We start from the raw sequence: 23,862 nt of genomic DNA, 5'->3' as shown, positions 1-23,862 counted from the left end.
AGAGCAAGGCAACACATCACGTGCAGCCCTGCTCTCGATAGACTCATTTTGACACTCACTTAAATCGATTGATTCTCACCTACGCGTAACGTAACCGCTAGTTGGTAGCAATGAGAACCAGATGCTCGATAAAGGTGAGGATTGGGTGAAATGTTTACACGATTGTTGGCTTTACGCGTTTAAACAACATAAAAATTCCACTTGCCTAGTTCAGGTAGCCCGGGTTTTGGGGATAGCCACCCTGAGTCCGGTCGATCTGATCCTGCGGGATCGGGCGCAGAACGTGATGATCCTGGATGTTCGGCCCGCCGATGGGATTGTGTTCCCTTACCCTTTCGACCAACGTATTCGTACGGGTCAGGTCGAACCAGCGGTGGCCTTCGCCCACGAGTTCACGGCCCCGCTCGTCTAGCAGAAAATCTAGGGTAACGTCCGCTGCGGTAATCATGACGGCTTCCTCCATCCCCTCTACGGCTCCGCGCACGCGGATGACATTGATATCCTCGGCGGCACCCTCGGTGTCCCCCTGCTTCAGACGGGCTTCGGCGCGCAGGAGATAGGCGTCTCCCAGGCGCATGAGGATCATGTCCCGCTGACCTGGCTCGTGCTGGCGGTTGGGTCGGGTGGGATCTACCCATTTTTTCAGTGTCGGAAAATTGCGCTCGGTGTACTCATCGGAAGTAAAGACGAGGTAGGGGGCCGCCGCTTGCCGTTCCGGCGTCCAGTACGCATCCATCCCCGGTCCGGGTATAAACACGGCGGTATCGCCCACTGCGAATTTGGGCTGGCCTTCCGTGCCGTAGCCAGCGGCGGCATCGGCAGCGGTCCAGGTGGGAATGGTAGCCTCATTATTGGCGTACCATACGTGTTTGAATGACTTATCGTAGCGGGTATCGACCGACCGGTCCCAGAGGCTCATAGTGTAGTCGGTTGGCTTGAACCGTTTCCATGGCCGACCGTTTTCGGTATCGCGGAGCATGCCGGCCTGTACGTCGTACTCGAACAGGAAGTAGAGGTGACCCCGGTTTCCGTTTCCGTCCAGTCCTTCGTCCACCTGTCCTTTGTTGTTCTGTACGGCAAACACGACTTCGGAGTTCTGCTCATTATCGATGTTCCAGAGGTCGGCGTAATCGTCCAGCAGGCGAAAATCATAGTTCTCGATCACGTTGGTGAAGAGCGTTTCCGCCCGGGCGGCGTCGCCACTTTCGGCGAAGTTGGTGTAACTGCGCCGCAGCAACACCTTGGCCAGCAGCATTTCCGCCGCCGGTTTGGTGGCCCGGCCGTATTCCGCCTGACTGGGTGGAAGGTTAGCGATGGCGAATTCAAGATCGGGCACGATGGCCTGAGCGTAGATTTCCGACTGGGGGGTACGGTTGGCTTCCACTTCGATCCCCTGCGTTTCCTCGAGCGACAGATGGACGTCCCCGTACATACGTACCAGATCGAAGTAATACATGCCCCGAAGGAAACGCACCTCGGCTAAACGGTTGGTCTTGTCTTCCTCGGACAATTCCTCGAGGGTTTGGGAACGGTTGATGACCGCGTTGGCCTGATTGACCCCGCGGTACAGGTCGCGCCAGGTATCGCGGACAAAAGCGTCGGCGCCATTGAGCCGACCGTCGTAGGCATTGAAGCCTTTATAGCTACCGTCGGCGCCATTGGTGTAGGTATCGGTTCCGAAGACCGTCATGGTGAAGCCCCGTTCCACCCCGTAGAAGGGTTTCATGAAGGAATAGGTGGCTTTGACCGCGTCTTCGAACCCCGCGACCGTTGGGTAATAGGTAGCCGCGGAAACTCCGGAGACCAATTCCTCCTCGAGGTATTGCTCACAGGAGGTGGCCCCGAAACCGATGGCGGTTAGTAGAAGGGAAGGAAAAATATAGTTGAGTTTCATGTCAAGTTCGTTTAGAAGGTTGCCCGCAGGCCGCCCATAAAGATTTTAGTGCTCGGAATCAGGTCTTCGCCGTTCTCACGGATGGCCGGATCCTGCAATTCGGGATCGTAGCTGTCGAATGCCGCACTGTACCACAGGTTCTGGCCGGAAACGTAGACCCGTAGGCGCGACAGGCCGATACGCTGTACCAGGTTATCGGGAAGGTTATAGCCTAACTGTACGTTCCGGAGCTTGACAAAGCTGCCGTCGAAGTACGTTAGCGTCGATCCGTTCCGGGGAAATTCCTGGTTCTCATTGGGCCGGGGGTTGGCATTGGTGGGGTTATCCACCGTCCAGTAATCCACGTCCAGGTTGTTGTAGCGCGCGAAGAGGCTGTTGTTTCCCTCGTGGAAGCGACTCTGGATCATTTGTCCCTGACGGAAGAACAAGAAAAACGACAGGTCGATTCCCCGGTAGCTGAAGCGGTTGGTAATACCACCGAAAAAGTCCGGTACGTCGGATCCGAGAATCACTCGGTCGGCGGGGGTAATTTCCCCGTCGCCGTCGATATCTTCCAGTTTGATTTCTCCCGGCACCTTGTTTTCCCGGGCATCGGCCAGTTCGACTTCATTGGACTGGTAAATGCCGATCTTCCGGTAATCGTAGAATACGTTCAGGGGTTGGCCGATAAACCACTGGTTTCCGATGTCGTCGATGGGGGTGCCTTCATCGTTGACCAGGGCCAGCTCGATGATCTCCTCCCGGTAGCCGCTGATGTTGAAGTCCAGATCCCAGGACAGGCCGGTCGGATTCTGAAGGATACCGGCCCCTAATACGAATTCGGCACCTGTGGTACGGGTGGACCCCACGTTCTGGAGTATGCTGCTGTAGCCCGAAGTCGGTGGCAGGTTGCGGGCCAGGAGGATATTTTCGGTGTTGGTTCGGTACACCTCAATCGATCCGTTGATGCGCCCGTTCAGCACGTCCAGGTCGATACCGGCGTTGAAGGTTCTGGAGGTTTCCCAGCTGAGTTGGTCGTTGGGGATGTCCCGGAGCGCGAAACCGAAGGCCGGGTCTCCGCCCCAGGCGTACACGGTGCGTTGCAGGGCGCCCTGAGTGCTGTAGGGATCGACGGCCGTATTGCCGACTTCACCGTAGCTGGCCCGAATTTTAAAATCGTTGAGCCAGGATAAATTCTGCATAAATGGTTCCGCACCGATCCGCCAGCCAATACTGACGCCCGGGAAGTAATTCCACTTGTTGCCTTCGGCAAGACGGCTGGAACCGTCGGCCCGGAGACTCGCCTGGAACAGGTACTTCCCATCGATCGAGTAGTTAGCGCGGCCCATGAACGAAGCCAGTTTCCATTCCCGGAGATCGGAGGCCAGGTTGCCCTTTACTTCGGCGGTACCAATGTTGTAGAATAGCTGCTGCTCGTAGGGCAGGTTCAGTACGGAAGCGTAGGCCCGCTCGTAGCGGAGGCTCTGGATGGACTGCAGAAAGGTCAGTCCGAGTTCGTCGTTACCGCCAATCGTGCGGTTAAAGTTGAGGATGTTTTCCCAGGTATACCCGAAATCCTGGTTGTTGCCTACTTCGGCATCGGCCGGACCGCCGCGATTATCGTTGGTTTCACTGGCGCGGAATTCACCCTGCCGGAAGTAGCGAATATCGGGTCCGAAGTTGGTCGTAAATACCAGGCCGGGAAGGAGGTCGGCCTTCACATAGATCGGCGCGAAGATGCGCGTTACCCGGCGTTCGTCGATGTAGGCATTGGGCACGAGTTCTGCCAGGGGATTGGTTCGGATACCGTCGTTGGTCGGCAGGAAACGCACCGATCCGTCTTCGTTGTAGGGCACGCCTAGGGGGTTGTTGGCCAGGGCCTCCCCGATGGTAGCGTCGGAACCGAAGTTCTGTACCGAGTTGGAGACGGTGAAACTGATGCCGGCCTGAAAGATGCTGCCGATGTTCTGGTCCAGGTTGACCCGAGCGGTAAGCCGGCGGAAGTCCATATTCGATAAAATGCCCTGTTCGTCGAAATAGCCCAGTGACATATTGAACTGGGTGTTTTCGTTACCGCCGCGTACGCCCAGCTGGTGGTTGGTCTGCCAACCATTGTTGATCACCAGGTCCTGGAAATCGGTGCTCCGCCCCGCGGCGATGCTCTCTAGCTCGGTTGGATCCTGGAACACCTCTTCGTCGGCCGGGATCGCACCGTTCCAACCCTCGCGCTGGCTTTCGCGCTTCATAGCTGCAAACTCCGCTCCGTTCATCATGTCCACCGTGTTCAGTGCACTGGTGCTCCCGTAGTAGCCGTCGTAACTCACGATGGTCCGGCCGGCCGATCCCCGCTTCGTAGTTACGATGACCACGCCATTGGATCCCCGGCTACCGTAAACGGCCGTGGCCGCGGCGTCCTTCAGGATTTCCATGGACTCGATGTCCTGGGGATTAATGTCGGCGATAGCATTGGTGCCGCTGGTTTGCGGTATGCCGTCGATGACGAAGAGCGGATCGTTGGAGGCGGAGATCGAACGCCGGCCGCGGATACGGATAGTCGGGTTGGCGCCGGGTCGGCCGCCGCCGCTGATGATGTCCACCCCGCTCACTTGCCCCTGCATGGCCGCGGCTCCGCTGGGGGTAGCGATCTTTTGCAGCTCCTCTGCACCGAGCGTGGCGATGGCCCCCGTCACGTCCCGCTTTTTCTGAATACCGTAACCGACGACAACCACCTCTTCCAGCGTCTCGGCGTCTTCCGTCATTACGATTTCGAATTCGGTCACGTTACCGACCTGCACGATCTGGCTTTCATACCCCGTGTAGGTAATTACGAGGTGGGGATCGTCGGTTTGCACGTCAATACTAAAGGTCCCGTCAATGTCGGTCACCGTGCCGTTGGTGGTGCCCTCCTCGAGCACGGTGGCGCCGATCAGCGGCATCCCGCTTTCGTCGGTGACCGTCCCGGTGACCGGAAACCAATCGGAGCCAATCGGTGGACCGGAGGCTGCCGACATGCCGGTTAGGCCGCTTAGCAGCAGCAATAGAAATAACTTTTGCATGATCTAAAGTTGATTTAGTGAGTAAAGCATTTATCACTGGACCGACCCGCGATAGCCGATCAAAATTTCATATTCCTTCTCAATACTACAACTTAATTGTTTAAATGACAAGCCCCGAACAACTTTCTACCTCGGCCGAGATACTTGTATAAACAACCAAGTATCTCGGCTACCCTGTACCTTGCACCGATGCTAGCAATCTTACAGGAGGGCTCCGGATGGGTAGCCATCAACAAACCGGCGGGGATCGCCACCGAACGCCATTTTCAGTACGACACGGTAGAAGCGCGGGCTCTGGAAACGTGGAAACGCCCCGGCGCAACCAAGGCTCCTTACGTAGGCATCGTACACCGGCTCGACCGGGTCACCAGCGGAGCACTGGTACTAGCCAGGCGCAAGTCGACCCTGGTACGGTTAAACCGCGCCTTCGCCGGCGGCCGAACCCGGAAAACGTACCGCTCCGTCACTGCGGTGGCCCTGCCCGAACCGGAGGGAAAGCTGCGACACTACCTGATTCGCAACCCCACCAATAAGCTGGCCGTAGCGAACACCCGCCCCGTACCCGATGGCAAGGAGGCCACGCTCGAATACCGGCTCGTGCAGCACCGGGACGCACTCTACGAGTACGAGATTACCCCGCTGACGGGAAGGTTTCACCAGATTCGCGCCCAATTGGCCGCGGCGGGAGCACCCATAATGGGTGATGTAGCCTACGGTTCGAAGCGCATACTGGGAGATAATCAAATCGCCCTGCACGCATACAGCCTAACCTTCCCGGACCCGGAATCGGACGCGCCGATCTCGGTTACCGCTCCCCTGCCGGAATACTGGCCGATCGCCCGATAACCCATTCCCCGTGCACCAATCCATTTTGCGTTACCTCGTCTGGCTACAAGTTATCCTCCTTAGCGGTACCCTATCCGGTCAGCAACTACAAGCAGGCCCGTACCAATTGACCCTGAAGCGGGAATTGGGTATCACGCTGGTCGGAGCGGGAGCTGCGGCGGGTGGATATTTCCTGAATCACGCTACCGACGACGTCCTATTACGCGACCTGGAACTACCCGGCGTTCCACCCTTTGACGGGTCGGCCTTACGGCACGATTCCGACGGCGCAGCCACGGCCTCCGATATCGTCGCCTACGGTTCGCTGGTGATGCCCGCGCTGCTGCTCGCGGATCAACGGATGGCCAAGGATGCCCGTACCCTGGCCGTTCTGTTTGCCGAAACCATCCTGCTGAATCAGGGATTCACCGACATCGTAAAAGGAACCGTGAAGCGCCCGCGCCCCTACCTCTACGAAGGCGGATTAGCCCCGGACTTAGCCGTAACCGCCTACGACCGCAGCTCGTTCCTGTCGAACCATACCAGTACGACGGCCGCGGCCAGCTTCTTCGTAGCGCGGGTATTCGCGGATTACCACCCGGAGAGCGAGCTCAGAACCTACGTCTGGATCGCCTCGGCCACCCTTCCCGCCCTGGGCGGCTACTTGCGGGTGCGGGCCGGCCAGCATTTTCCCAGCGATGTCGTGGCGGGCTACGGCCTCGGAGCCATCATCGGCTACGGGGTGCCCCTGCTGCACCGGAAAGGGGGCGCCGAGCGCAGGTGGACGGTCGTTCCGGGCGGTTCGGGTATTCTCCTGACGGTCCGGCTCGGGTGAACCGACCGACGCAGGAAACCTTTACTGAAAGCGAACGGTAACCTTATGCGCCCTGTCCTTATATTCTATTGTTTGGTTACGCTCGTTGGCTGCGGGTCTTCGGAACCCCCACCCTCCGTTTCGACGATCGTTGCTCCTGCGTCCGCGCCCAAAGTTTACGCCGAATACAGCGCGGTAGCCCCCCTGTTCGCCCAGCGGAACGATACCACCTACCTCATCAACTTCTGGGCCACCTGGTGCCGACCATGCCTGGAGGAACTGCCGTTGCTGCAGGCACTGGCCGAGGACCACCGCGACCAAACCCTTCAGGTCATCCTGGTGAGCCTGGATACGGAAGTGGCGGCCATCGAACGGATCCCCGCCTATCTGAGTGCAAAAGGCATCGATCTGCCTGCGGTGGTTTTGACGGACGAGGGAGCCGAATGGAAGCGGGCGCTGGATGAAAAGTGGGACGGATCCCTGCCAACCACCCTGATCTACCGGCAGGGACTACGCTACGTGTACCGGCGCCCTTTCCGGAGTATGCCGGACCTCGAAGCCGCAGTAAAACCCTTAGTTAGCCAATAGCCGACGATCTTTCGCGGCCGGTAGAACGATCACCCATATTTTGCTATTTTGAGACACAAATCAATAGCATATGCGCCAGCTCTACCTGTTAGCATTTTTGCTAGTTTCCGGCACCCTCTCCGCCGATGCCTACCGCGGGTTTTTGCTTACGAAGGACGGGTTTCAGCTCACGGGATACCTCAACGTGCTGGCCTACGCGCCGGGGGGCAACCTCATTACCTTCACCAACGACTTCGGAGACGAATACACGATACACCCCTTTCTGGTCAGTGGGTTCGGCTTTAATTACAACGGTGAGCCCCTGCGGTTCGTAAGCCGCCGCCACGAGGGGATGTGGTACTTCCTACAGGAGGACGTTAGCGGTCGGGCGGTAAGTCTCTACCGGTTGCCCCGGGGGGGCGGCCGGTGGGTAGACGACAGCATGCTGCGGGTATTCACCGAACCGCCGCCGGAGTATTATCTCGAATACGGGCGGGGGGAGTTCATCGCCGTACCCCGTGGCGGATATAAACGGCAATTGCGGAATTTTTTTCGCCCCACCAGCCCGGGTCTGGCCGGTAAAATCGGTAAGCGGGGCTATCGGTACCGCGATCTGCCCGCCATGATCAAGGAATACAACGAGCTGAGTCGGCGAAAGCGCAAGCGCTTGTAATTACCCGACGATGCTAACCCAACCCTCGTAGATTATCGTGCGTTAGGTATGCACCGGCTGACGACCTTGCCGGAAATTCCACGCCGCCGTCACATGCTTAAGAAAGATCTAGCCGGCTTTTTCGCCTTCTTCCTGGGAGTCTTCGGGGTCCACCGGTTTTACCTGGGCCAGTGGTGGCGTGGCGCGGCCCAGTTCGTCGGTTTTTGGGCCATCGTCGCCCTACTAGCGGAGGAGGGCCCGGAAATGCCCCTCCCCTTCCTTATGGTTGGCATGGTGTTAGCCCCCCTGATCACGGCCATCGTTTTCTGGGCGACTCCCTACGAGCGATGGGCGGCCAAGTACGATCCCCAGGCGCTGGTAGCTCCCGGCTACACCTACCCGAAAAGTAGCCGCCGCCCCACCATCCAGTCTACCCGCAAACGACCGCCCAACCTGCGTTCCCTCAAAGCGGAGGGAGTCAAATATTACCGCTCGGGTGATTATGATCTGGCCGTGGAAGCCTTCGAAGAGGCCCTTGAGCAGGCCCCTTCCGACCCGGTTGCCCACTTCAACATCGCCTGCTGTCACGCGCTGATGAATCACGTCGATCCCGCCATCCGCGCCCTCGAACTGGCCGTGACGTACGACCTGCCGAAACCGGAACGCATCGAAACCCACCCCGCGCTGACCGATCTCCGCGAAACCGAGGCGTACCGGACCTTCCGCAACAACAACTACCGCCGCCTGAATCTGCTGGACCTCAACCTGGAATCCGGCCACGATACCTCGACGGATGAAATCCCGAATCACCAGGAAGATTTCGTTGCCCACCACGACCTCCTGGAGCAGATCAACCGGCTGCGGGAGTTGCGGGAAGCCGGCATCCTGACGCAACTAGAATACCAGAACCAACGGCAAAAGCTGCGGTGATGCGCAACTTGCTCATCGCGATCTTAATGATCTCCTCCACGCTGGGCGCGCAGGACCTTGCAGGAACCGTAAATCTGGATCGAGCACTCCTGTTCTCCTTTGGTTACGGCCCCTTTGTCACGGCGGGAGATCTGGCCGACCGTTTCGGGGGAGGCTTCGCGGTGGATGGGGGCGTGGACTTCCTGCCTGACCGGAAAAACTGGCAAATCGGCGTGATGGCGAGATTCGGGTTCGGCAGTACGGTGCGGGAAGACGTTCTCGCCGGTTTACGTACCGATGGCGGATTCCTGATCGGCAATCAACGCCAACCGGCCCAGGTGGAGCTGCGTCAACGCCACCTTTTCCTTGGGCCTCGTTTCGGCTATACCTTTCCCCTTGGCTCGAATTCCCGGGCGGGGCTAAAGACGACTACGGCCATCGGCTACTTCTTTAGTCGTATCCGATTCCAGGAGGACCCCGTGCAGTACGTTCCCCAACTCGATCCGGCGGTGCAGGCGGGATACGACCGTCTGGCTGGCGGACCGGCCATTTACCAGTTCGTGGGTTACCAGCAACTGGCGCTGAACCGGCGACTGAATTTTTACGTCGGCGGAGAGTTGCTAGCCGGCTTTACGCGGTCCCTGCGGTCGTACGACATCGCCCTCGGCTCGCCGCCGCCCGGTGCGGGGCGCAGCGATATCGTGCTGGGTCTTCGGGTAGGCTTAATCATTCCTATCTACCTCGGCGCGGGAGAAGCAATTTTTTACTGATTGCGGTGGCTCTACCGCACGGGGGTGGGCACGTACCACTTGGGTATCCGCCTGGCGGCGCGGATCGGTCACCGGCAAGCCTTGGCTTGGGTCAAAGGACGTCAGCACCTGGAGCGGGAAGCGATTCTCCGGCTCCACCGGCAGGGCCGGCCCGTACTCTGGCTGCATGCCGCCAGTCTCGGCGAGTTCGAGCAGGGCCGCCCGGTGTTGATGGAGTTGCGGGAGCGACACCCCGAATGGGCCGTGGTGGTCAGCTTCTTTAGTCCGAGTGGCTACGAGCGATGTAAGGATACCGGACTGGCCGAAGTGGTCACCTACCTACCACCCGACGGGAAGGAAAACGCAATGGACTGGCTGGAACTGGTTCGACCACGGCTGGCCGTCTTTGTGAAGTACGAATTCTGGCACGCTTACCTGACCGGTTTACGGCACGCAAACGTGCCAACATTCCTCATTGCCGGGAGCTTTCGCCCCGGCCAGCCCTTCTTTCGGTGGTTCGGATCAGCCTGGCGCGAGATGCTGGCCTGCTTCACCCATTTCGCGGTACAAACACCCCGGGACGCGGCACTATTGACGAAGGTCGGCTACGATAACGTAACCGTCACGGGTGACCCGAGGCTCGACCGCACGGTGGCCCTCGCCGAGACTCCCTTCGCCGACGAGCGGTTGGAGGCATTTTGTGCCGACGGGCCCGTCCTCTTCGCCGGCTCGGTCTGGCCACCGGACGTCGAACTCATTGCCAGCGCCTGGCCCCGCTTCCGCGACCGGTGGAAACTAGTACTGGCTCCCCACCAGCTCGATGCCGGCGAACTCGCCAACTGGCAAAGCCGCTTCGGCGCGGAACGTTACACCGAAGCGGCCGGGAACCGCCGGGTCTTGTTGCTCGATACGATCGGTATCTTGAGTCGGGCGTACCGCTACGGCGATGTCGCTTACGTCGGTGGCGCCTTCGGAAGCGGACTCCACAATACGCTCGAACCGCTAAGCTACGGGCTGCCGGTGCTGTTCGGGCCGAAGTACCATAAATTTCCCGAGGCGGTAGCGGCCCGGGACCGGGGCGGGGCGTTTTGCGTGGAAAGTCCGAAAGAACTGGAATCGGTCTGGACCGAACTGACCGATCCCGCCAGCCGGCAGTCCGCCTCCCGCTCCCAACTGGCCTACCGGGACCTACACCGGGGTTCCGGCAAACGTACTGCGGCCCTCATCAGCCGGCTCCTGATGCTGCTTCTCTTTGCCCTTCCGCTTTCGGCCCAGTCTTGGGAATCCGCCGACCGAATGGTGCGGACCCTCGATGGCCTTTACGGTAAGTGCAATCTGATGGTTGCGCTGTCGGGAAAAGAATGGCGCCCCGGACTTTGCCTGGCGGCTGCCGAGCTGGAAGCCGGGCAGACGGTTTCCCTCGAAGTCACGCTCGAGGCCGGCCGGGAGTACGCGTTCATCGCATCCTCGGAAGTGCGGGATAACGACCTCGACCTGTACCTGAGGGATCCGCGAGACAGCCTGCTGGCCGATGACGATAAACTGGACGGGACGCCGATCGTGGAATTCACCCCGGTCGAGACGGGCAGGTTCACGCTGCAACTCCACCTACCGGATAGTACGACGGCGACGACCTTCGTCGCGCTCGGTATACTGAGTTCGAACGGAAAGTCCCTGTCCGACCGCGAGTACCGAAGGGTTAGCACCCAGTTCGGGGCGGCTTCCGGGGCGGTCCGCGCGGCGGGAGGAGCACAGCGTTTCGGCTCGGGCCGCAGTAACTGGTGCGTCTACGGCTACCTGCTCGACGGGGGCCAGGGAACCACCCTCAGCAACCTGGATCTAGCCCCGGGCCGAAATTTCCTGGCCGCAACCGGTTCGGATTCCGTAAAGGACCTGGACATCTACCTGGCCGATGCGGAGCTAAACATCGTGCGGCGAGACCAGGATCCGGATCCCTATCCGATGATCGAATACGACAACCGGGTCGAAGGCCCTCACCTGCTTCGACTCGAAGTAGAGAGCGCCGACCGACCGGGGCTGATTCTGCTGGGGCTCTTCACCCGTTAGCCATTCGTCGAGCTGCCGCAAGTCAGGATAAGCTATCTTGGCCGTATGCCGATCATTATTACCCTGTTGGCCGTTGTCGGCCTGCTCGTCCTCATCGTCTTTTTAAAGTGGCACCCCTTTATCGCCCTCATCCTGGTGGCCATTGCGGCGGGCCTGCTCCTTGGGATGCCCGCCGCTGATGCCCTGACTTCCGTTACGGCGGGGGTCGGAGATACCCTGGGTGGTTTGGCGCTCATCCTCGGTCTGGGGGCAGCCCTGGGCGGGGTCATTGCCGAGACCGGAGCAGCGCAGGAAATTACGGACCGGCTCGTCGGTAGCCAACGGGGGTATTCGGTCGTTTGGGGGCTCTGCCTGGTCGGGTTCCTAATCGGTATTCCCCTATTCTATTCCGTCGGGTTCGTCATGATGGCGCCGATCATTTTCGCCACGGCGAAGAAGACGGGCCTTCCCCTGGCTATGGTAGCGGTAGCCTCCGTGGCTAGCCTTTCGGTGACCCACGGCTTTCTACCCCCTCACCCCGCGCCGGTATTGATTGCCGACACCTACGGGGCGGACCTGGGTAAAACCCTGCTTTACGGCCTGATCTTGGCGGTTCCTTCCGTGATCATTGCCGGACCGCTTTTCTCCCGAACCCTGGCGGGCATGCCGCAGACCATTGGCGCCGCGGCCTTAGATGATGCCGAAATCCCTTCCCACCGGCCAGGGTTCCTGCCGAGCCTACTGTGCGCCCTACTACCGGTATTCCTGCTCGGAGGGGTGGCCGCCCTGAAATCCCTGAACGAGGAAATTGCCGGATCCGCCATTCTGCTGGTACTCGGTGATGCCACGGTTGCGCTGCTGGTCGGCGTGATCGTTGCCATGGCCGTACTCGGTTCCCGGACCGGACAGTCGATCGGTCACCTCATGTCGCGGGTGGGGGCACAGCTGGCTCCCATGGCTGCCGTGCTGTTGATTATCGCCGGTGGCGGTGCGTTCAAACAGGTCCTGGTGGACAGCGGAACGAGCGAATACATCGTCACCACCCTCGAAAACTTTAATGCGCACCCCCTGCTCATCGCCTGGATGATCGCGGCCGCACTACGGATCACCCTTGGTTCGGCTACGGTAGCGGCGATCACCGCGGCGGGAATTGCCTTGCCCCTGGCGGGTACCGGACAGGTCTCGCCCGAGCTACTCGTACTCGCCACGGGCGCCGGAAGCCTCACTTGTAGCCACGTGAACGACACCGGCTTCTGGCTCTTCAAGGAATACTTCGGGCTGTCGGTTACCCAAACGCTCCGTAGCTGGACCGTAATGGAAACGCTGGTCAGCGTTATCGGCCTGGCCGGGTGCTTCCTACTGGACGCTTTCGGCGTGTAGGCCGAATCACTTCACCAAACCACAGATCGCTTTCACCTCCTTCACGGTTTCCTGGGCCCGCTTGCGGATCTCGAAGCTGCTTTGTTTGATTTGATCCTTTACCCCCCGCCGGTCGCGCTTCAGTTCCCGAAGATTCTCTTGCACCCGACCGGCAATCGCTACGAGTCCGTCGGCCACGGCTTCCTTCAGATCGGCGTACTTCAGGTTTCCCGCTTCGTAGTCCACTAACAGGGAATCGTGCGCCTCCTTCCGCCCGGACGCCGCCAACAAACTGAAGAGGTTAGCCACACCGGGAGACATATCCCCGCTTTCCTCACCGGTGTCGGTTACCGCGGAGCGAACCTGCTTCCGGATTCGGGCTTCGTCGGCGAACACGTCAATGTTGTGCTTATCCCCCAGGCTGGCACTCATTTTACGGGTAGGATCGGCCGTCGACATCACCTTCGGCACCTGGGTATAGAGTGCCTCCGGTATCGGAAAAAATTCCTTTTCCGCGAAGTTGTTGAATCGCTGGGCGATGTCCCGCGTGAGCTCCAGGTGTTGCTCCTGGTCTTTCCCGACCGGTACCACCCCGGCCTTATATATCAGGATGTCGGCGGCTTGTAGTACGGGGTAAGTCAACAGGCCCGCACTGACAAAGTCTTCGTTCTGCGCTCCCTTGTCCTTGAACTGGGTCATCCGGGTAAGTTGCCCGTAGCTGCTGAAGCAGTTAAGTATCCAGTTCAACTCCGTATGCTCCGGAACGAGGCTCTGGATGAAGAGGTTCTCGACCTTAATCCCGCAAGCCAGCAAGTTGAAACAAAGCTCCCAGGAGTTCTCCGCCAGCTTCTTAGCGGTGAAGGGCATGGTCATGGCGTGGTAGTTCACCACCATGTAGAGGCAGTCGTACGTTTCTTGGAGGCGCTTCCAATTTTCAACGGCCCCGAAGTAGCGCCCGAAATGCAGCTTGCCGGTGGGCTGGATACCGGATAGGATGGTCTGGCGGTTGGACATGGCGCGAAGGTAAAACATTAGCTGTAGGTTTGCCCGTGCCGGTAGCCGCTTCTCCATGACCAAATCCATCCTCATCCTGATTGCCCTGGCGGCCGGCCTCTTCCTGCCCCAGTTGGACGCGTACACCTTCACGCTGCGTCCTTTCCTGATGGCCCTACTGTTCTTTTCTTTTCTGAATATTCGCATCGACAGCAGCATCTTCAGCCGAAAACAGATCTGGATCGCGCTCCTGCTTCCCCCTGTCGGGCTCGCGGCGTATTTCTCGGGGCGGTTGTACGACCCGGATATGGGGCTTACGCTTATGCTAATGGGCCTGGCCCCGACGGCCGTAATCACGCCGGTGCTTGCGGAGCTTATGCGCCGGAGCGCAGGTTACATGGTGGGAGCGATCATGGTCACTCACGGCGTTTTTGCCCTCACCGTTCCCGTAGTCCTTCCCTGGCTACTGGGAGTGGAACTTTCCGTAGCCGCGCTCGGGCGCCTCATCCTGACCATCGGGAGTACGATTGTCGTACCACTCGTCCTTGGGCAATTGGTGCGGCGTTACGGCGGAACCGCCCGCTCTTTTCTCCGCCGAGTAGCGCCCTACGGCTTTGGCTTATTCCTGAGCAACATCACCGTCGCTTCGGGGAGCCTCTCCCATTACCTGCGCTCCGCCGACGATACCCCTACCCTGTTCCTGGTCGTAGCTGCTGGCGCGGTAGCCGTGCTGATGTCGTTCAACTTCGCCGTGGGCGGACGCATCAGTCCGCCCGGCTACACCGTCGAAGGCAGCCTGGCATTCGGTCGTAAGAACACTATGCTGTCCATCTGGATCGCACTGGAATACATCAACCCACTCGTCGTTCTCGGCCCGATGCTCTACATCCTGTTTCAGAACATCTTCGTTGCCGGGCAGATCGTCTACGTAGAACGTGCCGACCGCCGCCGCGATCACAGCTTATCCCACCGCAGCTGAAGTACCCCACCCCGCTCGAACACGGTTATGTTGAGCGAGTTGCCGGTTAGCCGGTTGATCGTCCCCAGCCACTGGAAATCCGGTCGGCCTGTAAAGTCAAAGAAGTCGGCGTCCAGCGTAAATTCGGTATCGTCGTCCAGGTCGCGAACGGCGGAGATGGCCCAGTAGCCGTCGAAGAGGGTTCCCACTCCGGTTTGGTACAAGAGCGTATAATCAGGAAAAAAAGTGACCACGTCGCCCCGGAATTCGTTGGTTACGTTGCTCCCGAAAAGGGCATTGTCATCTTTGAAGGTAGCTTTATCGATCTGCCACGTGCCAAGCAATCTATCCTCGCGGCGTTCGATACGATCTTCAATCGAGCAAGCACCGAGAAGCACCACGATGGGGAAAAGGAAAAGGGAGGCGTACCGCATGACCGGGCATATTGATTATGCCAAAGGTCTGGATACCAACCCATTAAATCCGAACTAAACGCCGCTTTATCGATTGTTTAACGAGCGTGAAAATTCTTAAGAATGCTCCGGCGGTGACGGGCTTATGCCCGCTCGAGCTTTTCCAGGCTTTCCTCGTAGCTTTTCAGGGTACGGGCCTGAATTTCGGCGGTCGCGTTAAGAACTTTCAATTCCTCGTTGAGCTGTGTTTCCCGTTTAGGATCCTCGCGAAAGAACTTTCGCTTTCGGTTGATCTCCAGAAGTTGCTGAACGGTTTGACTGAGAGCAATTTTGGTCTTCAGGTACTTGTACTTCAGGTTCTTTCTGGTGCTCATTTTACGATGTCTATTTGGCTTACGGGCAGTGAACTACCGACGTGGAAAATAGGATAAAATTGCGTTCAAGGCAAATTTTACCTACTGAATATTTCGCGTGATCAACTATCCTATGGAACCCCTTTTATCGCCCGTGGGTTGTCTTGACAACCACCAAATGATGCAAATTTAACGCAACCATCAACCTCCCTTAAAGGGGCTACGCGCTTCCCAATTCGGGGGCCGGTGAAGGAGCCGGGTAAGCGGTCCGACCCAGCGGCTCATCCAACCGTGGCGGCCCCGCGCCACCACCGCCCAGTATTCAGCCCGGGCGCCCAAGGAACTCTTAATTTCCAGGGCCGTCCGCCCATAGTCCAGCACGACCGATCGCGCGAGCAGAGCATCCTTCAGCAAGTCAAAGAGCATATTATGGTAGAGATGATGGCTGAATTTATACGCCTCGCGCATCCCTAAAAAATGAGCGTGATAGGTTTCTCCGCTTACCATTCCGGTAGTAAAGCCTACCAGTTCCTCGCCGTCGAAATAACCATGGAAGTCCGCCCGTTCCCGCAACCAGACGAAATATTCCCTCGATACCTCGACCAAACTAAAATCCGCCCCACCCGCCGTTTCCCGGTGCAGATCGTGGATCAACGATAGCTTGGTAAGCACTTCCTCCTTCGACAGCCGTCGTCGTTCTAACCCAGCAAGTTTTTTGCGTGCCCGCCGGTACCGAACCCGGTATTTGCTGGACAGCCCACCCAGGTAATCGGAAAAGCTAGCAAAGGCAGTCAGGTCCAGGCACATGACCGGGTCAACCCCGAGCGGCGCAAATCCCCGCGCCTCCAATCCGCTTGTAACCGGGTGGTCTTTCGGAAACAGATCCTTGATCACCAGTCCCATAAATCCGCTGCCCGTCTGCATCAGGTACCGTCCAGTGGCTTCCAATACATCGACCGCCTGATCCGGTGGCAGGGCGTCCAGGCCGGTACCTCCGAACGGTCCGGAGACCAGCAGTTGCCCGATTACCTTAATGCGCAACGGAATTTGGCCGAGGACGCGCCGCCACACCCGGCTTGTCCATTCCCCACCGGATATACTGGCCCGAACCTGATCGGCAAGGCGGAATCCAGTCGACTGCACGGATAGCAATATCGGACGGTCATAGTCGTCGTGCCGCAAGGCGATTGCCTCACTGTCCATTCCCTGCGGGTGCTCGTGGAGGAACTTTAGGTAAGACGCGCTCATCCAAATACTCCCTTCGGAAAAATCGCGGGCCCAGTCGGTCCAGTCTGCCGGCGTACGAAAGTGCTTGAGCCGCCAACCGGCCGCGCCGGGTACCTTCTGCCACTCGGTACCGATGCGGGGGGTAGGCGGACGAATGGACGGGCAGGATACGGGCATGGGGGAAGTAGCAATCCGGATGATAACAGCCTAAAGCGGGAATGGATTGCCGGGAAGTGGAACCGTCCGGTTATCTTTCGCCCTACTTACTGTGTACGAACATGATAAAGAACGTCCTAGTCTCCATCGATTTCAGCAAAGGCTCCGCCGCTGCCCTGCGCTACGCAGAAGCTTTTTGTGCCTCGATCGGCATTCGAGACATCCACGTCATCCATGTCTTTACTCCCCAGACCGTTGCCGCCGGTGAAGCGCTATCCGCCGCCCCCGTGGGGGAATTGATGGACGCCCGGGAAGACGCGCTGGGCGAATTTTTGAAGATGCGGACGCCCCACCCCGAAGTACGCCGCCGCAGCGAACTCATGCTTGGATTTCCCGCCGACAAGATCGTTGACGAGAGTAAGCGCTACGACCTGGTCATACTCGGTGCAACCGGAGATAGTGACGTATTAGAATCGGTGTTCGGTAGTATCTCCTCCGAGGTAGCCCAAAAGGCACACTGCCCGGTATTGCTCGTTCCCCAGGGTGCCCGCTTCGACGATTACCGCCACATCCTCTACGCTAGCAACAGCCTGAGCCTAAGCCGAAAAGCCGTGTTGAAGCTCATGGACTTTAACGATCTATTCCGTGCCCGGATCCATTTCGTCCACGTCAACCAGGATGACGGCGATAACCGCCGCGAGCGCGAGAAGCTCTTTGCCCCCCTTTTCAATAACCCGGACCCCGAATTCGCCTTCGAGATCGTCGAAGTCACAGGTGATACCGTCCGCGAAGGCCTCGTCAATTATCTACGCGCCAATCCCGTCCACCTGGCCGTTATGGTCACCGAACACCGCGGCTTCTGGGAAAATCTCTTCCATAAGAGCGCTACCAAGCAGATGGTGCTGCATCCGGAGGTTCCGGTTCTGGTCTTTCACTTGAATGCTTAGTCTTTTAGTCTTTTGGTCTTTTAGTCTTTTAGTCTTTTAGTCTTTTAGTCTTTTAGTCTTTTAGTCTTTTAGTCTTTTAGTCTTTTAGTCTTTTAGTCGGCAACCGCCTGAAAACCAGCGTGTTCACTCCCGATGACAAATTTCCCGACTACAAGATCTGCCCCTCAATAAGACAAACTAACTACCCGACTAAAAGACTACCCGACTACCCGACTACCCGACTAAAGAACTAACAAACTACCCGACTAAAGAACTACACCACCTCTTCCTCATCCCGCTCCACCCGCAGGTTATCGATGATGAAGTTCTGGCGGGAAGGCGTATTCTTACCCATGTAGTAGCTCAGTAAATCATCGATGTTGGTATTGGCGGCCATGACGACGGGTTCCAGGCGAATGCCCTCTCCGATGAAGTCCTTGAACTCGTTGGGCGAAATCTCGCCGAGTCCTTTGAATCGGGTGATCTCCGCCTTGCCGCGCAGCTTACGGACGGCGTCCTGCTTTTCCTCCTCGCTGTAGCAGTAGTAGGTTTTCTGCTTGTCCCGAACCCGGAAGAGCGGTGTCTCCAGGATGTATAGGTGCCCCTTCTCGACCATATCGGGGAAGAACTGCAGGAAGAAGGTGAGCAACAGCAGGCGGATGTGCATCCCGTCCACGTCGGCGTCGGTGGCGATCACCACCCGGTTGTACCGAATTTCGTCGACGTCGTCTTCGATGTTGAGGGCGTGCTGGAGGAGATTGAATTCCTCGTTCTCGTAGACTACCTTCTTCGTTAGGCCGAAACAGTTCAACGGCTTACCCCGGAGCGAGAAGACCGCCTGGGTCTGTACGTCGCGGGCAACCGTAATCGAGCCGCTCGCCGAATCACCCTCGGTAATGAAGATGGTCGTCGCCAAACGGGTCTCCTCGTCTTTCGTCTTGGCATTGTCGCTGAAGTGGACGCGGCAGTCGCGGAGCTTCTTGTTGTGAAGGTTCGCTTTTTTCGCGCGCTGGTTGGCCAGTTTCTTGATGCCGGCGATCTCCTTGCGCTCCCGTTCGCTTTGCTTAATCCGCTTCTCCAGCGACTGGGCGATGGTAGGATTCTTGTGTAGAAAATTGTCCAGCTTCTCCATCAGGAAATTCCGGAGGAATGTCTGGACGGTTGGCCCCTGTGGTCCCATATCGGTGCTACCGAGCTTGGTCTTGGTCTGGGATTCAAAGACCGGTTCCTCCACCTTGATCGCGATGGCCGCGATCACACTGGCCAGGATATCCTTGCGGTCGTAGTTCTTATTGTAGTGCTTCTGCACCGTCTCGACCAACGCCTGGCGGAAGGCGGTCAGGTGGGTACCGCCCTGGGTGGTGAACTGACCGTTGACGAAACTGAAGTAATTTTCCCCGTAAGCGTTGCCGTGGGTAATGGCCACCTCGATGTCGGTATCCTTCAGGTGGATGATGTCGTACCGCAGCTGCTCCACGTTGGTCTTCCGCTCCAGCAAGTCGCGAAGACCGTTCTTCGACACCAGCGTCTTGCCGTTGAAGTTGATCTTCAGTCCCGCGTTGAGGTAAGCGTAATTCCAGAGCTGATTCTCTACGAAGTCATTGCGGAAGCGGTATTTCTTGAAGATGGAGCTATCGGGAACGAAGCTCACGTAAGTACCGTCCGTTTCCTCCGTTTTAGTCGCCTTGTGGTCCTTCACCAGGTTTCCCTGGGAGAAGTCGGCCTGCTTGAGCTTGCCCTCCCGGACGGCGTAGACCCGGAAGTCGTCGGAAAGGGCGTTGGTGGCCTTGAGGCCGACGCCGTTCAGTCCTACCGCCTTCTTGAAGGCCTTGCTGTCGTACTTACCGCCGGTGTTGATCTTCGATACGACGTCGACGACCTTTCCGAGTGGAATGCCCCGCCCGTAGTCGCGGATACGTACGGTGCCATCCTCAATCGTCACGTCGATCTGCCGGCCGTGCCCCATCACGTACTCGTCTATGGAGTTGTCGATTACCTCCTTAAGCAGAATATAGATCCCGTCATCGGGGCTGGAACCATCGCCCAGTTTGCCGATGTACATGCCGGGCCGCATGCGGATGTGCTCCTTCCAGTCGAGGGAGCGGATGTTATCTTCCGTATAAGTGGTTTCTGCCATGGAACGCTACTGATCTTAGTGCGCAAACATACGAAATCCGTAGAATATTATCAAACAATTTGTTTATCGTTTACCGGGTAGATTGCGTTCCGATCGCTGCACCTGCGCCCCGGCGCCCAAACATTCGCCAACGGGCTGCGCTTTATCCAAAGTCTTCGCTTCTTGCCCGCTCGCCTATGTCCGTCCGCCCCTTCCGCTTGCACTGGTGGTACCTATTCTTCCTCCTTCCCGTAGCCCTGTACCTCGGCGCGCGCTGGTACATTGACCACCGGATCGATCAGGCCATCGCTTCGGCCAACGAAGGCGGCAATCAGCTCACGGTAGGAGAATATTCCTACGGTCTGTTCCCCCTTCGGCTGGAGGCCCGCCAGGTGAATTTCGACCAGGAGCGGGCAAATTTCTCGGCCCGGGGCCGGCTCAGCACCGTGGCCGTCGACCGCCTGCACCTCTTTAGCCTCTTCGGATCCGACCCGATTGAAATCGAGCTCCTTCGCCTGCACGGTCTCGATGCCGATCTGCGGCGCACCGGCAGCGGGAATAGCAACGACAGCAGTTCTTTCGCGCTGGAACTGGTAGAAGTCGAACTGGACAGCATCTATCTCGATTTCACCGATGACGTCAGTGGCCGGGAGGTCCAGCTGGTCGACCTCGGACTCTCGGTACAGTCCCTTCACTTCCCCCTGCGGCCGGCGGAAATCCGATCCCTCCAGTTGAGTGCCGATTCCACGGTGTACGCCAATACCACCAATGATCTCCGCATCGTGGCCAGCGGTATCGGTTACGGCACGGGCTCCGAATCCGTGGCCATTGCCGCGCTTACGCTGCGCCGGGGCTCCGAAACGGACATTCGGGCCGAGGACCTCGTGCTTTCCGGCCTAAACGCCGGCGATCTTTCGGAAACCGTATCGGTGGACAGCTTTTCCATCGGCAGTTTGGGCGGCAGCGCGCAGGTGCCGGCAACTTCCGGAAACTCCCGTGATACGTCGCAAACCTCCCCCCTGCGGGTAGGCACGATTCGCTTTCCCCAAATCGACCTGGAGCTGTCCGGAGACTTCGGAACGGCCAGCTACGCGGGGGGCGTGACGGCCAGCGGACTGAGGTACCGCGACAGCCTATCCTTGGAACGGGTTTCCGTCGATAGCGACAGCCTGAGCTTCGATAACCAAAAAGGGCTCGCGGTGATCCTCCGGCAACTGGAATTGCAACAGCAAGGGCTCCAATTTCCGCTAGCGGCCGGTGAACTCGGCGCTACGGAGTTGGTACTCCCATCCTTCACCGTCATGCTGGATAAACAAACGATCAGCGGCGAAAACCTGAACTACCGCAGCGCGTCCGGCGAGGCTACGGTGGAAAACGTGCAAGTTGAAGGGGACAAGGTTAACGGGTCCACCGACAAACTGACCGTAGCCGGCATCGACCGGGCCGCAGTCCTCGGCGACCGCCCCGCCGTACTGGAATCAGCCGTACTCGACGGGGCCCGGGCCGCGGTGTACCGGGCGGATGGCGGTCACTACGAATTTTCCGTGCCCCAAATTACCCTCAACGACGTCCAGGTACAGCCACCCATCTCCGCCGGACGCGCCCGCCTCGAAAACGCCACCTTTAGCCGCTACGGCTCCGACGGCCGGAAGGACATGCAGGGAGAAGGCCTCTACGTGGACCAGCGCGACATTCCGGTTCCTTTCGAGCCGGAGGCCCTGGGCGAAGGGAACGTCCGGATGCGGGAGCTCCGACTGATCGGCAGCGAAGAGCTCCCCGTCGATTACTACTTCAGTCAAATCGCGTACGACAGCCGGGCCGCCCTGCTCACCATGGATAGCCTGCAACGGCAGACACGGGTGAGCAAAGCGGAACTATTCGAACGAGAACTGGCAAAGACCCATATGGATTTCTCCTTCGACGACCTGCGCATGGCGGGGATTCGCCGGGACGGGCTGTTGCGCGGCGAAGTCATGCATATCGACTCCCTGGCCGCCAGCGATTTTCGCCTGCGGGTAGTGGAATCCCTGGCCATCGAAGTGAGCGGCAACGAACGGCCGATGCCGGTAGAGGCCCTGCGTAAGTTGGGAATGCGCATCGTACTGAATAAGGCCCGCTTTCGCTCGACGGATATCGCTTACGGAGTCGTGGATTCGGTAATGGATGCAAAAACCATCCACTTCACGGACGGGGTGATCGTGCTCGAGGATTTGGATACCGAAATCTGCCGCAGCGATTCGGTGTTGGCCATAATCGATGCTACGTTTGAGGAGACGACGCCGTTGCACGCCGAGTTCCGACTGTCCCGCCGGGAGCCCGGTCGGGGTTATTCCGCACGGGGCGAATTGGGCACCTACGACCTGGCCCGGGTCAATCCATTAATGCGGGTAGCGGCCGGCGCGGTCATCGAGGAAGGCGTTATCGAAAAGCTGACCTATGATGCGCGCATGCACCAGGACACGATCCGCGGCACCCTGACCATGCTCTACCGCGACCTGAACGTGAAGCTGGTCGACGGCGGCTTATCCTGGCTGAAGAACCTACTGTCGGGAGTAGTGGTGAAAGACGGCAACAGCCGGGGGGAGGAGTTCCGGTTGGGTGAAATATACCACGAGCACCAACCGATTCGCAGTTTCTTCAACAGCTACTGGAAGGGGCTGGTGAGCGGCATGAAATCTACCGCGCTGTCGGATATCGCCCTGCCGGAAGAACTGGACTAAGTTGGATCGGCGACGGCTTCTTCCTGCGGAGTGGGCACCGTATGTCGGTCCCGCTTGAGTTTTTTGGTGTTCACCTCCCCGGTACGGCTCAGCAAGATCGCGATGGGGCGCGTCTGTTCGAACTGGGCGCAGATGATGATGATGGCAACCGTAATGGGCACGCTCAGCAGCATACCGACGATTCCCCACAACATGGACCAGAGGATCAGGGTCAGCACGACTACCAGCGGACTGATATTAAGCGTACTGCCCATGAGTCGTGGCTCGATGATGTTGCCGACGAGGATCTGCACCCCCGTAACGCCCAGCACCACGACCAGGAAGGGGGTGAGGTTATCGAACTGGACCAGCGCCAACAGGGCCGGCAGGGCGGTGGCCGTGATGGAACCGATGGTGGGTACGAAGTTGAACAGAAAGATCAGGAAGGCCCAAAAAAGGGCGTAATCCAGCCCGATAGCGACGAAGATCACGAAGCTAAGGACCGCGGTAGCAATACTTGTTACGGTTTTCACCCCCAGGTAGGTCCGCATGGCGGAGTTGATCTCGGCCAGGGTGCGAGTAAAGCGGGTACTGCCCCGCATATCCAGGCCCAGGGCTTCCAGTTTTCGGGGAAACGTCTGCTGCTCGACCAGGAAGAAGAGCACGTACAGCAGAACCAATGCCACTCCCTTGGCCGCGCTGGTGACGCCGGCCAGCACCAGTGCGAAGTTGCCGAGCACCTGCTGGCCGAGCTCCAGGTCGGATACCGAGGGCGGGGTGCGATCGATACCGAGGCGCTCGTAGGCCCGGGCGATCTGGGCTTCGATCTTGGGTAGATAAATGCCGCTCTCCAGAATAAAGCCGTTGACGGTATTGACGATCATGTCCGAAATGGCGTAGAGCGCCAGGCCGATAAACACCAACGACATCCCCAGGGTGACGGCGTTCGGGAGGCGGGTACCTACGAAGGGAAGGTGGCGAAACTGATCGTTGAGCGCGTTCACCAGATACCACAGTACCAGGGCAACGAAAATGGGCACCAGGTAGCTTTTGCCCACCACGATCAGCGTGATGATCATACCGATCGTTAGTAACCAGGCGGCAACGCGAAAAATGGACATCTAGGCTGTTGAGTATTCGTGTAGCTTAAACGATGCAAACCGTAGTTATG

Annotated in this window: 19 protein-coding genes; 11 read left to right on the top strand and 8 right to left on the bottom strand. The window is 58.6% G+C overall.

Annotation, left to right across the window (positions count from 1 at the left end; translation table 11 throughout):
- Positions 1-205 precede the first annotated feature (205 nt).
- Both CLV84_RS08175 and CLV84_RS08170 read right to left on the bottom strand, forming a co-directional pair.
- Positions 206-1,894 carry a RagB/SusD family nutrient uptake outer membrane protein gene (locus CLV84_RS08175; RefSeq protein ID WP_104419226.1) on the bottom strand — a complete coding sequence of 563 codons (1,689 nt, stop codon included), beginning with the start codon at positions 1,892-1,894 and terminating at the stop codon, positions 206-208.
- Positions 1,895-1,905: 11 nt separating this feature from the next.
- Positions 1,906-4,929, bottom strand: coding sequence for a SusC/RagA family TonB-linked outer membrane protein (locus tag CLV84_RS08170; protein WP_104419225.1), 3,024 nt, complete (start codon positions 4,927-4,929; stop codon positions 1,906-1,908).
- Positions 4,930-5,118: 189 nt separating this feature from the next.
- Between CLV84_RS08170 and CLV84_RS08165 the strand changes: the two genes are divergently transcribed.
- The 8 genes from CLV84_RS08165 to CLV84_RS08130 all read left to right on the top strand — a co-directional run bounded on the left by CLV84_RS08165 (position 5,119) and on the right by CLV84_RS08130 (position 12,871).
- Entirely contained in the window at positions 5,119-5,775 is a 657-nt protein-coding gene (locus CLV84_RS08165; RefSeq protein ID WP_104419224.1) for an RluA family pseudouridine synthase, read from the top strand.
- A 10-nt stretch (positions 5,776-5,785) separates the two neighbouring features.
- Complete coding sequence (locus tag CLV84_RS08160) at positions 5,786-6,589, top strand: phosphatase PAP2 family protein (protein ID WP_146088753.1); 804 nt, start codon at positions 5,786-5,788, stop codon at positions 6,587-6,589.
- A 72-nt stretch (positions 6,590-6,661) separates the two neighbouring features.
- Complete coding sequence (locus CLV84_RS08155) at positions 6,662-7,156, top strand: TlpA family protein disulfide reductase (RefSeq protein WP_170067623.1); 495 nt, start codon at positions 6,662-6,664, stop codon at positions 7,154-7,156.
- Positions 7,157-7,226: 70 nt separating this feature from the next.
- Entirely contained in the window at positions 7,227-7,808 is a 582-nt protein-coding gene (locus CLV84_RS08150; RefSeq protein WP_104419221.1) for a hypothetical protein, read from the top strand.
- 93 nt (positions 7,809-7,901) lie between these two features.
- Positions 7,902-8,717: a TPR end-of-group domain-containing protein gene (locus CLV84_RS08145; RefSeq protein WP_170067622.1), complete on the top strand. Its 816-nt coding sequence runs from the start codon at positions 7,902-7,904 to the stop codon at positions 8,715-8,717.
- Positions 8,717-9,466: a hypothetical protein gene (locus tag CLV84_RS08140; protein WP_104419219.1), complete on the top strand. Its 750-nt coding sequence runs from the start codon at positions 8,717-8,719 to the stop codon at positions 9,464-9,466. Before CLV84_RS08145 ends, CLV84_RS08140 begins: the two co-directional genes overlap by 1 nt.
- Positions 9,467-11,512 carry a 3-deoxy-D-manno-octulosonic acid transferase gene (locus CLV84_RS08135; protein ID WP_104419218.1) on the top strand — a complete coding sequence of 682 codons (2,046 nt, stop codon included), beginning with the start codon at positions 9,467-9,469 and terminating at the stop codon, positions 11,510-11,512.
- A gap of 45 nt (positions 11,513-11,557) precedes the next feature.
- The gene (locus CLV84_RS08130) at positions 11,558-12,871 is read left to right on the top strand and encodes a gluconate:H+ symporter (protein WP_104419217.1); all 1,314 of its coding nucleotides are present in this window, start codon (positions 11,558-11,560) and stop codon (positions 12,869-12,871) included.
- Between the two features lie 6 nt (positions 12,872-12,877).
- On the opposite strand, the gene trpS is transcribed toward CLV84_RS08130, so the two are convergent.
- The gene (gene trpS / locus CLV84_RS08125) at positions 12,878-13,882 is read right to left on the bottom strand and encodes a tryptophan--tRNA ligase (protein WP_245911413.1); all 1,005 of its coding nucleotides are present in this window, start codon (positions 13,880-13,882) and stop codon (positions 12,878-12,880) included.
- Between the two features lie 37 nt (positions 13,883-13,919).
- Here trpS and CLV84_RS08120 point away from each other — a divergent pair, with 37 nt between their 5' ends.
- Positions 13,920-14,822: a hypothetical protein gene (locus CLV84_RS08120; RefSeq protein ID WP_104419215.1), complete on the top strand. Its 903-nt coding sequence runs from the start codon at positions 13,920-13,922 to the stop codon at positions 14,820-14,822.
- Here CLV84_RS08120 and CLV84_RS08115 read toward each other — a convergent pair.
- From CLV84_RS08115 to CLV84_RS08105, 3 genes are all read right to left on the bottom strand, one after another.
- Positions 14,798-15,235, bottom strand: a complete 438-nt coding sequence (locus CLV84_RS08115; RefSeq protein WP_104419214.1) for a hypothetical protein — start codon at positions 15,233-15,235, stop codon at positions 14,798-14,800. The two genes, CLV84_RS08120 and CLV84_RS08115, sit on opposite strands and share 25 nt — an antisense overlap.
- A gap of 122 nt (positions 15,236-15,357) precedes the next feature.
- Positions 15,358-15,588: a hypothetical protein gene (locus CLV84_RS08110; protein ID WP_104419213.1), complete on the bottom strand. Its 231-nt coding sequence runs from the start codon at positions 15,586-15,588 to the stop codon at positions 15,358-15,360.
- A 180-nt stretch (positions 15,589-15,768) separates the two neighbouring features.
- Positions 15,769-16,971, bottom strand: coding sequence for a GNAT family N-acetyltransferase (locus tag CLV84_RS08105; RefSeq protein ID WP_104419212.1), 1,203 nt, complete (start codon positions 16,969-16,971; stop codon positions 15,769-15,771).
- A 101-nt stretch (positions 16,972-17,072) separates the two neighbouring features.
- Here CLV84_RS08105 and CLV84_RS08100 point away from each other — a divergent pair, with 101 nt between their 5' ends.
- Complete coding sequence (locus CLV84_RS08100) at positions 17,073-17,897, top strand: universal stress protein (protein WP_170067621.1); 825 nt, start codon at positions 17,073-17,075, stop codon at positions 17,895-17,897.
- A 253-nt stretch (positions 17,898-18,150) separates the two neighbouring features.
- Here CLV84_RS08100 and CLV84_RS08095 read toward each other — a convergent pair whose 3' ends face one another.
- Positions 18,151-20,013 carry a DNA topoisomerase IV subunit B gene (locus CLV84_RS08095; RefSeq protein WP_104419210.1) on the bottom strand — a complete coding sequence of 621 codons (1,863 nt, stop codon included), beginning with the start codon at positions 20,011-20,013 and terminating at the stop codon, positions 18,151-18,153.
- 176 nt (positions 20,014-20,189) lie between these two features.
- Here CLV84_RS08095 and CLV84_RS08090 point away from each other — a divergent pair, with 176 nt between their 5' ends.
- Positions 20,190-22,712 (top strand): AsmA family protein, encoded by a 2,523-nt coding sequence (locus CLV84_RS08090; protein ID WP_104419209.1) that lies wholly within the window; start codon positions 20,190-20,192, stop codon positions 22,710-22,712.
- Here CLV84_RS08090 and CLV84_RS08085 read toward each other — a convergent pair.
- Positions 22,709-23,812, bottom strand: a complete 1,104-nt coding sequence (locus CLV84_RS08085) for an AI-2E family transporter (protein WP_104419208.1) — start codon at positions 23,810-23,812, stop codon at positions 22,709-22,711. The two genes, CLV84_RS08090 and CLV84_RS08085, sit on opposite strands and share 4 nt — an antisense overlap.
- Positions 23,813-23,862: the final 50 nt, after the last annotated feature.

The organism is Neolewinella xylanilytica, assembly GCF_002934605.1.
Taxonomy (GTDB): Bacteria; Bacteroidota; Bacteroidia; order Chitinophagales; family Saprospiraceae; genus Neolewinella; species Neolewinella xylanilytica.
The sequence above is the reverse complement of the archived record's forward strand: the minus strand, read 5'-3'. Positions and strand labels throughout refer to the sequence as shown.

What these genes read in the sequence shown, in the direction of transcription:
- CLV84_RS08105 (WP_104419212.1), bottom strand. Translation starts at nt 16,971, where the DNA reads ATGCCCGTATCCTGCCCGTCCATTCGTCCGCCTACCCCCCGCATCGGT.
- CLV84_RS08145 (WP_170067622.1), top strand. Translation starts at nt 7,902, where the DNA reads ATGCTTAAGAAAGATCTAGCCGGCTTTTTCGCCTTCTTCCTGGGAGTC.
- CLV84_RS08115 (WP_104419214.1), bottom strand. Translation starts at nt 15,235, where the DNA reads ATGCGGTACGCCTCCCTTTTCCTTTTCCCCATCGTGGTGCTTCTCGGT.
- CLV84_RS08100 (WP_170067621.1), top strand. Translation starts at nt 17,073, where the DNA reads ATGATAAAGAACGTCCTAGTCTCCATCGATTTCAGCAAAGGCTCCGCC.
- CLV84_RS08120 (WP_104419215.1), top strand. Translation starts at nt 13,920, where the DNA reads ATGACCAAATCCATCCTCATCCTGATTGCCCTGGCGGCCGGCCTCTTC.
- CLV84_RS08170 (WP_104419225.1), bottom strand. Translation starts at nt 4,929, where the DNA reads ATGCAAAAGTTATTTCTATTGCTGCTGCTAAGCGGCCTAACCGGCATG.
- CLV84_RS08175 (WP_104419226.1), bottom strand. Translation starts at nt 1,894, where the DNA reads ATGAAACTCAACTATATTTTTCCTTCCCTTCTACTAACCGCCATCGGT.
- CLV84_RS08090 (WP_104419209.1), top strand. Translation starts at nt 20,190, where the DNA reads ATGTCCGTCCGCCCCTTCCGCTTGCACTGGTGGTACCTATTCTTCCTC.
- CLV84_RS08150 (WP_104419221.1), top strand. Translation starts at nt 7,227, where the DNA reads ATGCGCCAGCTCTACCTGTTAGCATTTTTGCTAGTTTCCGGCACCCTC.
- CLV84_RS08130 (WP_104419217.1), top strand. Translation starts at nt 11,558, where the DNA reads ATGCCGATCATTATTACCCTGTTGGCCGTTGTCGGCCTGCTCGTCCTC.
- CLV84_RS08165 (WP_104419224.1), top strand. Translation starts at nt 5,119, where the DNA reads ATGCTAGCAATCTTACAGGAGGGCTCCGGATGGGTAGCCATCAACAAA.
- CLV84_RS08140 (WP_104419219.1), top strand. Translation starts at nt 8,717, where the DNA reads ATGCGCAACTTGCTCATCGCGATCTTAATGATCTCCTCCACGCTGGGC.
- CLV84_RS08085 (WP_104419208.1), bottom strand. Translation starts at nt 23,812, where the DNA reads ATGTCCATTTTTCGCGTTGCCGCCTGGTTACTAACGATCGGTATGATC.
- trpS (WP_245911413.1), bottom strand. Translation starts at nt 13,882, where the DNA reads ATGTTTTACCTTCGCGCCATGTCCAACCGCCAGACCATCCTATCCGGT.
- CLV84_RS08095 (WP_104419210.1), bottom strand. Translation starts at nt 20,013, where the DNA reads ATGGCAGAAACCACTTATACGGAAGATAACATCCGCTCCCTCGACTGG.
- CLV84_RS08110 (WP_104419213.1), bottom strand. Translation starts at nt 15,588, where the DNA reads ATGAGCACCAGAAAGAACCTGAAGTACAAGTACCTGAAGACCAAAATT.